This is a genomic window from Akkermansia massiliensis (assembly GCF_023516715.1).
Taxonomy (GTDB): domain Bacteria; phylum Verrucomicrobiota; class Verrucomicrobiia; order Verrucomicrobiales; family Akkermansiaceae; genus Akkermansia; species Akkermansia massiliensis.
Genome location: NZ_JAMGSI010000002.1, coordinates 296,994 through 310,603, shown reverse-complemented (window position 1 = coordinate 310,603; position 13,610 = coordinate 296,994). Strand labels below are relative to the sequence as shown.

The following is a 13,610-nucleotide window of genomic DNA, read 5'->3' as shown; positions in this document are numbered from 1 at the left end:
TCATTTTTTCCGTTCCGCCGCCTGCCTGATGACGGGGGCCAGCACGGCGGCGATGCGCTCATAGCCGGCCGCGGAGGGATGCAGCCCGTCGCTGGAGAGTTTTTCCGGAACGTGTCCTGCGGCGTCCGCCATGACGCGGCCCGGTTCCGTGTACAGGAAGCCCTGTTCTGCGGCCAGACGGTTCAGGAGGAGATTGATGGCGGCAATGCGTTCCGCGGTATCTTTACGGGCGCTGTTGCGCGGGTAGAAGCCCTGGAGGATGATGACGGCCTTTTTCAGCCTTCCGGTAATTTCCCCGCAGACGGCGCGGATGCCCTGGAGTATTTCCCCGTCCGTGTTTTCCGCGAGGTTGTTCGTGCCGAGGAGCACCACGCAGACGGCATCGTCCGCCGCTCCGTCCAGTTCGCCGTGGCGGAGCCGCCACAGGGCGTTTTCCACCCGGTCATAGCCGAAGCCCAGATTGACCGCCCTCATTCCCTCCGTGCACAGGCTCCAGGTTTCCGGAGATTTCTGGAGGATGTCCCGGTGCGGTTCGTCCACGGGAGGCCCTCCCCAGAAATGCGTGATGGAGTCTCCGATGAAGAGGAGGTCCGGATGCGTTTTCCTCACCGCGCGGCAAGCGGCTTCGTGCCGGGCCGCCCAGTCGTAAATCATGAAGTCCCTGTTCTGGGTGCAGGGAATCAGCGTGGAAGGAACGGGCTGGGCGGGAGGAGCTCCGGGCATGATGAAGGTTTCCGGGGCCGTCAGACCGCGCTTCCCCTGGAACAGGCGGAAGCGGATGCGCGTGCCGGGCGGGGCCTGCACCGGAGCCAGGTAGCGGCCCTGCGTGCAGAGCATGCGGGGGGAAGTCGCATTAACGTCCATCCGGATGACGGCTCCCGCAGGGGCGTTCACCATGGTGAGTTCCAGTTCTCCCGCGCCGTTCAGGGCGGCGCGGATGCCGGGGGTTGGAGATGGTTCTGTCATGAGACGTCGCGCATGTGCTGGCGCATCTGCCTGCGGCCGATGGAGTCCGGTCCACGGCCGTCCTGCATGCAGTAGTTTACGGGACGGCTCTGGGAGGCGCCGTGCGGAGCGCCCAGGCGCTTGTCCGGTTCCGACGGCAGCAAACGCACCACTCTTTTGTTTTTCCAGACCAGCCAGAGCGCCACTACGGCCACCAGTGCGGAGGCGTGCAGGATGATGCCGGCCACATTGGCCAGGGCAAAGGACATCCAGGCCTTCATCATGGCGTGCAGATGGGATTCACGCGCTTCCTCCGGCTCCTGGATGGTGATGTTGGCTTCCGGGATGCTGGCGGGGTTGTCCGGGTCCAGCGCGGGCAGGGAAGGCTTGGGGGCGGAGGCCATGTCCGCCTCTGTCCTCCGCGCCAGGGAAATCATGGCTTCAACAAGCTCGTCCTGCGGGTTGGTGAACCGGGAGGCGTCCTGCTTCACCTGGTACAGGAGGTCCCGCCGCCCCGCATCCCCGAGCTGGGCGCTCAACTCCGGATCCAGCGCGATCTGGGCGCTTTTAATGTCCCCCATGTGGAAGTGGAGGAGCAGGTTCCGTTCCTTGTTTTTGAATATCTGGCGGGCGATTGTGGGGGCGTTGACGGAAGGGGGGACTTTCTGCCCGGCCGCGAAGATGCTGACGAACAGGTTGACGTTGTAACGGGATTTGATGAGCTTGATGAGTTCAATGACGTCATTGCTCTCCACTTCCGTGAGAAGCTTCTGGGGGTCGATCAGGCCCGTGGAGGTGCGGATGTAGTCCGGAAGGAAGTATTCGTTGACGTCCGTGAAATCCTCCGGAACAGGGTCCACAGCGGGGGAGTCTGCATTGGCGGAGGGTTCCGGGACGGAGGCGGAAGGGGCCACAGCCGCATCCACAGGGGGCAGAAGGGGTGCGTTGGCTTCCCACCAGGTGCCCTTCATCAGGGATTGCTGGTCACGGGCGTTCCATTTAAGGGCGGGGAGTTCCTGCGCCGGGGCCACGCACATGGCCGCCGCCAGCATGAAGGGGAACAGCAGGAATCTCATAGGCCGCCTCCTTTCCGGTTTGCGGGGGGAGGGGGCGTCAACCCGTAGCGCATGGGGTGCCTGACCTTGGAGCGCGCCTTCCGGGCCACGAGCTGGACGGCGTCTTTCATGATAGAGCCCACGGCCTGGAGCAGCATGCTTTCCCGCAGGGGGATGCGGGCCTTCATGATGGATTTGTTGATCAGGTCCGGCTCTACGTAGGGATCCAGTTCATACCCCCACATGAAGCAGGCCGTGTCCGTCCGCACGTCCAGTACCAGAATCAGGAGCCACTGGGGGTCCAGCGGGCCCTGGTGGCTGGGGAAGCCGGCTTCGTCCACCGTCAGGTGGTTCATCACCCAGAAGCTGTGGGGAATGAGGGAAAAGGGCTCCAGAATGTTGGGGAAATAGACGGAAAGGAGGACGGGGGGAATGCGGCGCTCCAGTTTTTCCAGCAGGGCGTTCAGCTTTACGCGGTCCTGCTGCCGCAGGGCGCCGGCGTTGTCGCATACGCGGCGGTAGGGGATGGAGTCCCTGCCGTATTTCTTGTCCAGGTTTTCCAGGGAAAAGCCGCAGTGAGGGCACAATGATTCCGCCCCGCGGTGGAAATTATGTAAACACTTCGGACAAGTCGGCACGGGGAAAGTTTAAGCACGAAATTCGTTGCCGAAAAGGCTAATTGTCAGAAAGAAATCATGTATGTCTCAATCTTCCAGATTTTCTTTCGTCACTCGGTAAATGGCGGCGCACCTGGGGCAGGTGACTTCCAGCGCCTCTTCCCCCTGGAACAGGTCTTCCTCCCTTTCCTGAAGCGCCTTGAGCGTCGGCAGGATGCGGTCCAGCGTGCAGCCGCAGTAAAAGCGGAACCGGCGCGTTTCCAGTACTCGGGTATCTTCATCCTCTTCCAGATGGGCCATTTTTTCCCGGGTTAGGGAATTCAGCCATTCTTCATCCGCGTCCGGCTGGGCCGTTACCATGGTGTAGCATTCATCCGGCAGTTCAATGCAGCGCGCGTTTCTCTGTTCGCTCTGCTTGTAGAATTCCTCCACCCACCGGGCGGGGGAGGTTCCCGGAATGGGGACGACGGAGTACCGCGGTTCAAAGCCCTTGCGGAGCAGGGTGGAGTACAGCGTGTTTTCCTCAGGCTCCTTGATGTCCTGCGTGAAGATGCGCCCCACTACGGATTCCGTCAGGGAGGAGCCCGTAACGAACAGGTTGGCTACGGCGGGCGTTCTGAGGTTGACCGTCCAGGCGTGCTGTTCCGCCCAGGGCCGCGCGACCATGTAGAGGGTGAAGTAGGCCATCAGCTCTTTCAGCAGGCTGTCGTAGGGTTCCTCGTTACGCAGGCCGTACTGCATGAGATGAAGGTAGTAGTCTGTGAACAGGGGAGAGAATTTCGCCTTCAGCGCCAGGCAGTTGCGCCCACGGACAAAGATGGATTCAACCGTAACGAATTCTTCTACCAATTCTTCGCTCATATCATTCAAATTCGGCCCTTTCCGGTAGAAAATCAACCGTTCCTCCTGTCATTAGGGCCCGTCATGACAGGTAGGCGCCGCGGGGGCGGCCTCCTTGCCCGGCATGGAAAAGGAGGAAAAGAGGCCGGCGGAGAAATGGGGGCGCAGGCCCGGCGGCAGCACGCAATACAGTCTTTACCATGCCTTTCCGCGCGTTTAACATGCACCCATGGCAACTGACAAGAATATCACCATCCACACTTCCAAGGGCGACATCAAGCTGACGGTATTCGCTTCCAAGACGCCCGTGACGGCGGCTTCCTTTCTGAACCTGGCTTCCAGGGGCTTCTATGACGGCCTCAAGTTCCACCGCGTGATTCCGAATTTCATGATCCAGGGCGGCGACCCCACCGGCACGGGCATGGGAGGCCCCGGCTACCGTTTTGAGGACGAGTGCCGCCCGGACCTCAAGCATGACGGCCCCGGCGTGCTTTCCATGGCGAACGCGGGCCCCGGCACCAACGGTTCCCAGTTCTTCATCACGCATGTACCTACCGACTGGCTGAACGGCAAGCACACCGTCTTCGGCAAGGTGACGGAAGGCCAGGACGTGGTGGATTCCATCGGGCAGGGGGATACCATTTCCGGTATCACGATTGAAGATGGCGCGGATGATCTGTTCACGGAGCAGGCCGACCGCATCGCCGCGTGGAACAAGGTTCTGGACAAATAAGCTTATCCGGCTTTTCCTGGCGGCGGAACAGGCGATGCAACGCCGCGTTCCGCCGCCTTCCTCTCTCTACTCATTCGGTACATGGTTCTGGCCGTTCAAAATCTGCGCGTGCAGTACGGCGCGCGCGTCCTGTTCAATGATCTTTCCTTCACGGTGGAGGATGGGGAAAGAATTGCCCTGGCGGGGCATAACGGCGCGGGCAAGTCCACGCTGATGAAGTGCATGGCCGGCCTGAATGAGCCGGATTCCGGCTCCATCATCAAGTCCAGGCACTCCCAGGTGGGCTATCTGCCCCAGGAGGGCATCCATGTCCGCGGGCGCAGGCTGATTGACGAGGCCATGTCCGCCTTTGCGGACCTGATGGACCTCCAGGAGCGCATTGACGCCCTGACGCAGGAGATGGAGAAACTGGACCCCCGTTCCGCCGCCTATTCCGAAGTGCTCAACGAGATCGGGGAACTGGAGCTGGTGCTGCACGCCCATGATTCCGCCCGGCTGCGCCCCCGCACGGAGTCCATCCTGCGCGGCCTGGGGTTCAAGGACCGGGACTTTGACCGGGACTGCGGGGAATTTTCCGGCGGCTGGCAGATGCGCATTGCGCTGGCCAAGCTGCTGCTCCGGGAACCGGAAGTGCTGCTGCTGGACGAACCCACGAACCACCTGGACATTCAATCCCAGCGGTGGATGGAACAGTACCTGCGCACCTACCGGGGGGCCATCATCCTCATTTCCCACGACGTCGCGCTGCTGGATTCCCTGGTTTCCCGAACGATTGCCTTTTACCACGGGCGCGCGGAGGAGTACGCGGGCAATTTTTCCTATTTCCTGAAGGAAAGCGTGCTGCGGAAGGAGATTCTGCTGCGCCAGAAAAAGGCCCAGGAACGGGAAATCGCCAAGACGAAGGAGTTCATCGACCGGTTCCGCTACAAGGCTACCAAGGCCTCCCTGGTGCAGTCCCGCATCAAGCAGTTGGAGAAGGTGGAGCTGATTGAGGTGGAGGAGGATGACGCCGTGATGAATTTTCATTTTCCCACCCCGCCTGCCGGCGCGCATTCCGTGGTCAGGCTGGAAAAGGTTTCCAAGCGGTACGGCTCCATTTCCGTCTTTGAGGATGTGGATTTTGAAATCGTAAAGGGGGACCGCATCGCCATTGTGGGGGTGAACGGAGCGGGCAAGTCCACGTTTTCCCGCCTCATTTCCGGCGGGGAGGAGCCCAGCTCCGGGAGCGTGACGATGGGGCGCCACACGCAGATCGCTTTTTTCTCCCAGACGCATGCCGATGACCTGGACCCGGAAAAAACGGTCCTGGAATGCGTGGAGGCGGCCGCTACGCGGGAATCCGCGCCCATGGTGCGGAACCTGCTGGGCTGCTTCCTGTTCCGGGGGGACGACGTGCACAAGCGCGTGGGCGTGCTCTCCGGGGGGGAACGCTCCCGCGTGGCGCTGGTGTGCATGCTGCTGCATCCGGCCAATTTCCTGATTCTGGACGAGCCGACGAACCACCTGGACATCCAGTCCCAGCAGGTGCTTCAGCAGGCGCTGTCCGAATATCCGGGTTCCTACTGCATCGTTTCCCACAACCGCAGCTTCCTGGACCCCATTGTGACGAAGGTGCTGGAATTCGTGCCGGGAGAGAAACCGCGCGTTTACATAGGCAACGTTTCCGATTATCTGGAGAAGGTGGAGCGGGACCAGGCTCTGGCTTCCTCCGCTGCGTCTGCCGTCTCCGGAGCGGCTGACCCGGGAGCCGGGGCGGACCGCAAGGCGCGCAGGCGCATGGAGGCGGAAATCCGCCAGAAAAAGGCGCGCCTGCTCCGTCCCCTCCAGGAAAAACTGGAACAGTTGGAAGCGGAGATAGCGCGTCTGGAAACGGAAAAGACGGAGATCGCCTCCCAGTTGGAACGTCCGGAGGTGGCGGCTGATACGGAGGCCGTCATGGAGCTCACCACCCGGTTCCAGCAGGCGGACCGCCAGTTGGAAACCTGTTTTACGCAGTGGGCCGATCTTTCAGAAAAGATTGAAGAGACGGAAGCCCGTATTGAAGAAGAGGCGGAAAGAAACGTTTCCGGAAATTGAGCGGATTTTTATTTAAAAAAACAGGACCGTTTCCCGGTGGGGGACGGTCCTGTTTTAGTAAAGGAATAAAGCAGAGATTAAATGATGCTCCCGCTTATACGCGGCGGCGCAGGAGCAGGGCGGCCAGTCCGAGCAGTCCGAGGGAGGCTGTGGCCGGTTCCGGCACTGCGTCCCCGTGGAGGGCCAGTTGGGAAAGCCCCAGGAAGGTGCCCCCGGTGTTGGGTGCCTTGGCGTTCACGGTGAGGGTAAAGGTTTCTCCCGCCTTGACCGTGACCGGGGTATTGAAGGAGGCTTGCTGGATGTCCGCTGTCGGCGTGCCGTTCTTGTCGGCCTGGACGCGTTCGAAGCTCAGATCAGCCGTGGCAGAGGAATCTCCGGCGGCCAGCGTGACGGTAGCGGTTCCCGTTTTGGAATCTGTGTTTCCGTGCCGTGTTCCGGTACCGGTGACGAATTGGAAGCCCAGGTTCAGGGAAGAGATGATGATGTCCTGCGTAGCCGTGAAGGAAAAGGTAACGGTCCATCCGGCGTTGTTATTCTGCATTTGGACATTGGGGACAAGGAGGTCCGCGGCCAAATTGCCGGAAAGGGATGTGGAAGGATTGGTGAGCGAGACGGAAGCGCCGTCCAGAAAGTCACTGTCCACATTGATGGCGGTCTGGCGGAACTGGGTTTCATACAATGTCGTTGCCGCCTGTACCCCGGAAATGCACAGTAAAAAAGCTGGGATGGAAAGGAGCTTTTTCATGCGCGCCATACTAGCGGATTAGATATCCGGTAACGGAGAAGGGAAAATGGAAGTGAATGATGGAACACATCCTCAATGATTCATGAATACGGAACTTCATTGCATCTTGAACGTATTTCTGATTATTCCCCTTTGCCCGCGGTGAAACTCGTTTTTTTTCAAAAAATTTTGTTGTCTGCGGATATCTAATCCGCTAACAGCCATCCTCTGGGGGCGGAAAGCGTTGCAACGCCGGAGGCATTCCGTCCGGGAATATTCGCCAGCCGTTTTTCTTCCTGGAAAAAACAGCATGATTCCGGAAAGCAGGGGGAATCAGCCTTTTTGCAGAACGGGCTTTTCTCCCTTTTCTCTGACGCTCTTCCGCGTTTTTTTCCTGTACTCGGAAATCGTGACGCCGCAGAGGGTCAGGAGAATCCCCGTCAGGGATATCCAGGTCAGGCGTTCCCCCAGGATGATGGCGGAGGCCACTACGGCCACGACCGGAACCATGTAAATGTACACGCTGGATTTGACGGCTCCCAGGATTTCCACCACGCGGTTCCAGGAGAGGAAGCACAGGGCGGAGGCAAACAGGCCCAGGTACAGCAGATTGAGGGCGTTGACGGGCTTCACCATCAGATGCCAGTCCATGTTCACCGGAAGGACGAACAGGGCCGGAATCATCAGCACGATGCCGTAAAAGAAGATGCGGCGCGTGCAGATGATCATGTTGGACGTGTTGACGCCGATTTTTTTCATCAGGATGGAATAGACCGCCCAGACGAAGGCCGCGCCCAGAGCCAGCACGTCCCCCGCCGGGTTCAGTTCCAGCACGAAGGCGCCGTTCGCCATGATGAGGAAGATGCCTGTGAAGGCGGCGGCGAAGCCCAGGAAGAAGCGGCGGGAGAAGCCCTCCCCTTTCAGCAGGAAGTGGGCCAGAAGAGCCGTGAAGAAAGGCACCACGGCCACGATGATGCCCACATTGGAGGCGAAGGTGTACGTCAGGGCGATGTTTTCCAGCAGGAAGTACAGGGTGACGCCGGTGAGGCCCGCTCCCGCGAACAGGAGTTCCTTTTTCCAGCCGGAGAGCGGAAGCAGGCGCGGCTTCAGGCACCAGAGGAAAGCGTACCCGATCACGAAGCGGGTGAAGAGCACCGTGACGGGGGTAAAGTCCCGGAGAAGCACCTTGGTGGACACGAAGGTGGTCCCCCAGATCAGGATGGTCATCAGGGCGGCGGCATGGCCCAGCGTGCGTTGGCGGGAGTTCATCGGGTTGTAGGTAGTTGGGGGGCGCGGGCGGCTTCCAGCGTAAGGCCTACGATTTCCGCCGGTTCCGCGCTCCTGTTCCAGACGGCATGACGGCCGCCGCCGGGCACGAGCAGGGATTCATGCTCACGGACCGTTTTTTCCTCTTCGTCAAGCAGGATAACGACCGTTCCGCGGGTGACAATGAATAAATGGGCGTGGGCGTGGCGGTGCGGGGAAAGAGGGCCGCCGCCTCCGGGTTCCATGTTGGCGAAGGCTCCGTCCTTCAGGGTTCCCTGCGCATCCGTGAACAGGCTCCTGGCCGTGAAGCCCGTGTGGTTGGGGATAGGGGAGAAAGCGTCCATGCCGTTCAGTTGCGCGCCAGGTCGTATCCGTCCTTGCGGTCCTTGATGGTCCAGCCCAGCGCCGTTACTTCCGCCCGCAGGCGGTCGGCTTCCGCCCAGTCCCGGTTCTGCCTGGCCTGCCAGCGCTGTTCCGCCAGGGTGCGCACGTTCTCCGGCGCTTCCGCCTGTTCCTCTTCCGGCAGAAGAATGCCGAAAGCGGCCAGAATGAAGTGGAAGGCGTTCCGCATGCGGCGCGCTTCCTCCGGAGTCAGGGAGGGAACATCCGCCTTCCTGATGGCGCTGAAGACGTGGCCCAGGGCTTCCGGAGTGTTCAGGTCATCATTCAGGCTGTCCCAGGCCGGCTGGAAGATGCCCGGTTCCGGGGGGGCGGCGCAGAATTCCTCATAGGACGGAACGGAGTCCGTTCCGGAGGCGTTCCGGAGCTGCGCGTCGAATTTGGACAGGCGGTTCAGCGCGGCTTTGGCGTCCTCCAGGGAGGAAAGGGTGAAGTTCAGCGGGCGGCGGTAATAGCCCCCTGCCAGCACGTACCGGACGGCTGACGGCTTGTGGCCCAATTTATCCAGGTCCGCCAGGGTGTACATGTTGCCCAGGGATTTGGACATCTTGCCGCCGTCCACCAGCAGGTGCGTGATATGGAACCACAGGCGCGCAAAACCGCCGCCGCAGGCGCAGCGGGACTGGGCAACCTCGTTTTCATGGTGCGGGAACACCAGGTCCACGCCGCCGGAGTGGAGATCGAAGTCATTGCCGAAGTATTTGTGGATCATGGCGGAGCATTCCAGGTGCCAGCCGGGGCGGCCTTCCCCCCAGGGGGAGGGCCAGAAATTGTCCCCGTCTTCAGGGCGGCGGCTTTTCCACAGGACGAAGTCCGCCACGGAGTCCTTTTCATATTCATCCGCGTTGGACCGGGCATTGGCGGTTTTGCCCAGATCCAGTTCCCGTTCATCCAGGTGGGAAAGCTTTCCGTATTCCGGGAAGGAGGAGATCCTGAAGTACACGGAACCGTCTTCAGAGACATAGGCATGGCCTTTTTCCACCAGAGCCTGGACCATCCGTATCTGTTCGGGAATGTGGCCTACGGCGGAGGGTTCCACGTGGGGTGGAAGGCAGTTGAGGGCGGTGCAGTCCCGGTGGAACAGGTCCGCCCAGCCGGCGGTGAATTCCGCCAGGGATACTCCGGCTTTTTGGGAATCCCGGATGGTCTTGTCATCCACGTCCGTCAGGTTGCGGACGTGCATGGTGGGGGTTCCGCCCAGCTCCAGAACGCGGCGGAAAATATCCTGCATCACGAAGGTCCGGAAGTTGCCGATGTGGGCGGGGCCGTACACCGTGGGTCCGCAGCAGTAGAAACGCAGCGTTTTTCCGTCCATGGGGGAAATGTCCTGTGCCGTTCTGGTGCGGGTATCGTAAAGGTGTAACATGGCGGAACGATTAGAAGGGAAGAGGGCCCTCCGGTCAAGCGGGAAAAGAAGGCCGGGGACCTGCGGCTGCGCGCGTCCCCGGCCTTGAAGGAATCAGATGGTGGCGAGAGGCTGGAAAAGGTTATTTGCCCGCGTCCTGCTGGCCCTTCTTATAGTTCGCGTTGATGCGGTCTATTTCTTCCTGGGTGATGGAGGATTCCCGGTAGGGTTTGTTTTCCACCGTGCGTTCCAGGGTGTAGCCGAAGCGCTTCTGGAAGCGCTTCTTATGGGTTTCCATCTTCTTTTCAAAGTCTTCCAGGCTGGGGCGGTCCTTATGGCTGCCCCAAGCGGTTTCAGAGACCGCCATGGCGCGCGGATAGGTCATGTACATCAGCAGTTCCCCGGAGGGAATCCATTCCGCCCACATGCAGAGGTTGATGCCCTTGATGTGCTTGACGTCGTTCTTGTCACGCCCGTTGCGGGGGTCGAAGTTGTAGCAGTCTTTCAGCAGGATGGGGCCGCCGCCGGGCCGGGCGCGCACGTCGTCCGCCGGGAATTTCATCTGGGTGCGGGCCAGGTAGTACTTGTACTGGGGAGTGACGATGAGGTCGATGCCCTGTTCCTTCGTCTTGTCAATGCAGCGGGGGAATTCTCCCGGCAGCCAGGACATGACGGTTTCCCCCTTGTGGTAGTAGCCTTTGTTGATGTCGTACCACAGGATGGGCTTTTTCTTGTTCTTGGCAAGCATGGCTCCAAGGCTCTTCGTGAAGTCGCTCATCTGGGCTTCCACGTCGTCCCCCTGGCCCTTCTTGGCGCGCGCGGCCTGGCAGTCCGGGCACTTCTTCCAGTCGCCCATGGGGCATTCGTCCCCGCCGATGTGGACGTACGAGAAGGGGAATATCTGGTTGACGGTGTCAAAGGTGTCCTTGAGGAATTTCTTGGTGCCCGGTTTCTGCGGGCAGATCAGCTTGGAGGAAACGCCGCCGTGCGTCCATACCTGGGCCCGCTTGGTGTTGCAGCAGAATTCGGGGTAGGATGCGGCCAGGGCCATGTTGTGGCCCGGCATTTCCACTTCCGGCAGCACCTGGATGCCGCGCGCCTTGCAGTAGGCCACCAGGTCCTGGAGTTCCTTCTTGGAGTACATGCCTTCATTGGCCAGCAGGGAGTTGTTCTGGCCTTCCGGAGCGGAAGGGCGGACCGCTCCAATCGTGCGGAGCTTGTCGTAGCCCGGCACGGGGAGGCGCCAGCCCTGGTCTTCCGTCAGGTGGAGGTGCAGGACGTTGTACTTGTAGTAGTGCATGGCGTCCACGAAGTTGTAGAGCTCCTTCATCGGGTAGTGGTAGCGGCCCACGTCCACCATCATGCCGCGCCAGCCAAAGTCCGGGGAGTCCTGGATGCTGCCGCAGGGGAGGCCCTCCGGCGTGTCCGAGAGCTGGTCCTGAAGCTGGAGAAGGGTAGCCATGGCCATGGCTTTCCCGTTGGGCGTGCTGTAGCGGAGCTCCACGCCGCCGGGCGTCAGCTTCATGGTGTAGCCCTCGTTTCCCAGCCCGGCGACCTTCTGTTCGTTCAGGATTTTGAGGTTTTTGGTGGTGCCGGAGGCCGCCGTCACTTTGACGGGTTCCGGAATGATGTTGTAGGGATTGGTTCCGGCCCAGCAGAGGGAGCCCAGGAACGCGGCCGCTAGCATTAATGCTTTCATGTGATGATGTTTGGTGATGGTTGTTGTTTGGGAGGATGTACGGATTCCGTTCCGCCGCCGTCCGGGTTGGACCCGGAAAGCGTTCTTTCAAAAGGAACCGGGGCGTGGAAGTTCTCAGTCTTTGGCGGGTGCGCAGTCCCACTGCGGCTTGACGGCCAGCTTGCCCGTGGCTCCCGGGAAGCCTTCCGGCACCTGGCAGTCCTTGCGGAGCTTGCCGTACAGTTCCTTCAGCTCCTTCACGGTTTCCGCATATTCCGGCTTGTTGATAACGTTGTGCATCTGGGCCGGATCCTTCTCGTTGTCAAAGAGCATCCATTCGTCACTGGTCCAGAGGTAGGACAGCGTGTAGCGGTCCGTCCGCAGGCCGTCGTGCCGAGGGGCATTGTGCTCGCCCGGGTTTTCATAGAAGGCGTAATAGAGGGGACGGTCCCTGAAGTCCTGGTGTTCCCCGGTCTTGAACAGCGGGGCGAGGCTGCGGCCCTGGAAGGTGTTCATGTTTTCCGGAGTGGTCGCACCGGCCACTTCACAGAAGGTGGGGGCGTAATCCAGCTCCTGCACCATGGCGGCGGAACGCACGCCGGGCTTGATATGGCCGGGCCATTTCATGATAAGGGGCATGCGGAAGGATTCCTCAAAAATCCAGCGCTTGTCGTACAGGCCGTGTTCGCCCATGTAGAAGCCCTGGTCTCCGCAGTAGAGGACCAGCGTATTCTTATCCAGTCCGTTCTGCTTCAGGTAATCCATGATCTGGCCGATGCTTTCGTCCACGGAAAGCACGGTGCCCAGGTAGTCCTCCATGTAATGGCGCCAGCGGCGCAGCAGGATGTCGCGCTGGGTCTTGATTTTTCCGCTTTTAATATCCTTCACGAGCTGGACGGTGCGGGCCTTGTGGTAATTGTACCAGGCTTCCTTCTGCTGCGGGTCCATGCGCACCCATTCCGGCATTTCCCAGTCGTACTGGGTATGCAGGGTCTTGGATTCCGGGCAGGAGAGCATTTTCTGGATGTCTTCCGGCACCACGTCCTTGATCAGGTGTTCGTCAGACCAGACGTTGAAATGGTTGAGCAGGGTCTGTTCCGTCATTTTCAGGAATTCCGGGCGGTCTGCAAAGTCGTCTTCCAGGTTGGCGGGCGGGTCAATGGAGTCCGCATACTGCTTGGCTCGGCCCAGGTTCTGGATAGAGGGGCACCAGCAGCGGTGCGGAGCCTTGTGGCCCACAACGAGCATGAAGGGCTTGTCCTTGTCCCGCTGGTCAAGCCATTTGAGGCTTTTCTGCGTGACCAGCTCCGTGGCATAGCCGGGTTCCGTTTTCACCACGCGCTTTCCGTCCTTGCCGGGGGTGATGAAGTCCGGGTTGAAGTAGTTGCCCTGGCCGGGGAAGATTTCCCAGTAGTCGAACCCGGTTGGGTTGGACTCATACTTGGAGGTGTCTCCCTTGGCGCCCGGCGGGATGGCTTCCAGGTGCCACTTGCCGACAATGGCGGTCTGGTAGCCGGCCTTCTGGAGCATTTTCGGGAAGGTGGGCTGGGAGCCGTCAAAGGGAGCCGCGTGTTCATTGAACAGATAGCCGTTCATGTGGGAATGGCGCCCTGTGTAAATGCAGGCGCGCGACGGTCCGCACAGGGAGTTGGCGCAGTAGCTCCGGTCAAAGACCATGCCTTCGTCCGCCAGCTTGCGGAAGTTCGGATAGGGCATGGGAGAATCCTTGTCACAGGTTCCCAGAGTCTGGTAGGAGTGGTCATCAGTAACAATAACCAGGATATTGGGGCGCTGGTCCGGAGCCTGCTTCTGCGGCTGGGCCGCGGAAGCAGGCAGGGAACAGGCCGCAAGCATCAATGCGGTGACGGCATGGCGGTTCATCGTTGGAATTATGAATTAAACAGGTGAATGGTTGAACAGGGGGGGCAGGAT

At 60.5% G+C, this 13,610-nt stretch carries 12 protein-coding genes; 2 read left to right on the top strand and 10 right to left on the bottom strand.

Annotated elements, in window-relative coordinates:
* The 4 genes from M8N44_RS09020 to M8N44_RS09005 all read right to left on the bottom strand — a co-directional run bounded on the left by M8N44_RS09020 (position 1) and on the right by M8N44_RS09005 (position 3,478).
* A complete protein-coding gene (locus tag M8N44_RS09020; protein ID WP_102728625.1) occupies positions 1–966 on the bottom strand; it encodes a GDSL-type esterase/lipase family protein in 966 nt (321 codons plus the stop codon).
* Positions 963–2,021: a hypothetical protein gene (locus M8N44_RS09015; protein ID WP_102727652.1), complete on the bottom strand. Its 1,059-nt coding sequence runs from the start codon at positions 2,019–2,021 to the stop codon at positions 963–965. The genes M8N44_RS09020 and M8N44_RS09015 overlap by 4 nt, the downstream gene beginning before the upstream one ends.
* Positions 2,018–2,638: a hypothetical protein gene (locus M8N44_RS09010; protein ID WP_215709434.1), complete on the bottom strand. Its 621-nt coding sequence runs from the start codon at positions 2,636–2,638 to the stop codon at positions 2,018–2,020. Before M8N44_RS09010 ends, M8N44_RS09015 begins: the two co-directional genes overlap by 4 nt.
* A gap of 66 nt (positions 2,639–2,704) precedes the next feature.
* Positions 2,705–3,478: an Hsp33 family molecular chaperone HslO gene (locus M8N44_RS09005; RefSeq protein WP_102721167.1), complete on the bottom strand. Its 774-nt coding sequence runs from the start codon at positions 3,476–3,478 to the stop codon at positions 2,705–2,707.
* Between the two features lie 208 nt (positions 3,479–3,686).
* On the opposite strand from M8N44_RS09005, the gene M8N44_RS09000 reads away from it, so the two are divergent.
* Both M8N44_RS09000 and M8N44_RS08995 read left to right on the top strand, forming a co-directional pair.
* Positions 3,687–4,190: a peptidylprolyl isomerase gene (locus M8N44_RS09000; RefSeq protein ID WP_022397903.1), complete on the top strand. Its 504-nt coding sequence runs from the start codon at positions 3,687–3,689 to the stop codon at positions 4,188–4,190.
* Positions 4,191–4,271: 81 nt separating this feature from the next.
* Complete coding sequence (locus tag M8N44_RS08995; RefSeq protein WP_022397904.1) at positions 4,272–6,266, top strand: ABC-F family ATP-binding cassette domain-containing protein; 1,995 nt, start codon at positions 4,272–4,274, stop codon at positions 6,264–6,266.
* 94 nt (positions 6,267–6,360) lie between these two features.
* On the opposite strand, the gene M8N44_RS08990 is transcribed toward M8N44_RS08995, so the two are convergent.
* The 6 genes from M8N44_RS08990 to M8N44_RS08965 all read right to left on the bottom strand — a co-directional run bounded on the left by M8N44_RS08990 (position 6,361) and on the right by M8N44_RS08965 (position 13,559).
* Positions 6,361–7,011: a PEP-CTERM sorting domain-containing protein gene (locus M8N44_RS08990; protein WP_180971104.1), complete on the bottom strand. Its 651-nt coding sequence runs from the start codon at positions 7,009–7,011 to the stop codon at positions 6,361–6,363.
* A gap of 312 nt (positions 7,012–7,323) precedes the next feature.
* Complete coding sequence (locus M8N44_RS08985; RefSeq protein ID WP_102728627.1) at positions 7,324–8,259, bottom strand: DMT family transporter; 936 nt, start codon at positions 8,257–8,259, stop codon at positions 7,324–7,326.
* On the bottom strand, positions 8,256–8,600 hold the full coding sequence (locus M8N44_RS08980) for a cupin domain-containing protein (protein ID WP_102728628.1): 345 nt from the start codon (positions 8,598–8,600) through the stop codon (positions 8,256–8,258). Before M8N44_RS08980 ends, M8N44_RS08985 begins: the two co-directional genes overlap by 4 nt.
* A gap of 5 nt (positions 8,601–8,605) precedes the next feature.
* Positions 8,606–10,021: a cysteine--tRNA ligase gene (gene cysS / locus M8N44_RS08975; RefSeq protein ID WP_102721172.1), complete on the bottom strand. Its 1,416-nt coding sequence runs from the start codon at positions 10,019–10,021 to the stop codon at positions 8,606–8,608.
* Between the two features lie 121 nt (positions 10,022–10,142).
* Positions 10,143–11,699 (bottom strand): beta-N-acetylhexosaminidase, encoded by a 1,557-nt coding sequence (locus M8N44_RS08970; protein WP_102727658.1) that lies wholly within the window; start codon positions 11,697–11,699, stop codon positions 10,143–10,145.
* 114 nt (positions 11,700–11,813) lie between these two features.
* Complete coding sequence (locus tag M8N44_RS08965; RefSeq protein ID WP_102728629.1) at positions 11,814–13,559, bottom strand: sulfatase family protein; 1,746 nt, start codon at positions 13,557–13,559, stop codon at positions 11,814–11,816.
* Between the last annotated feature and the right edge of the window lie 51 nt (positions 13,560–13,610).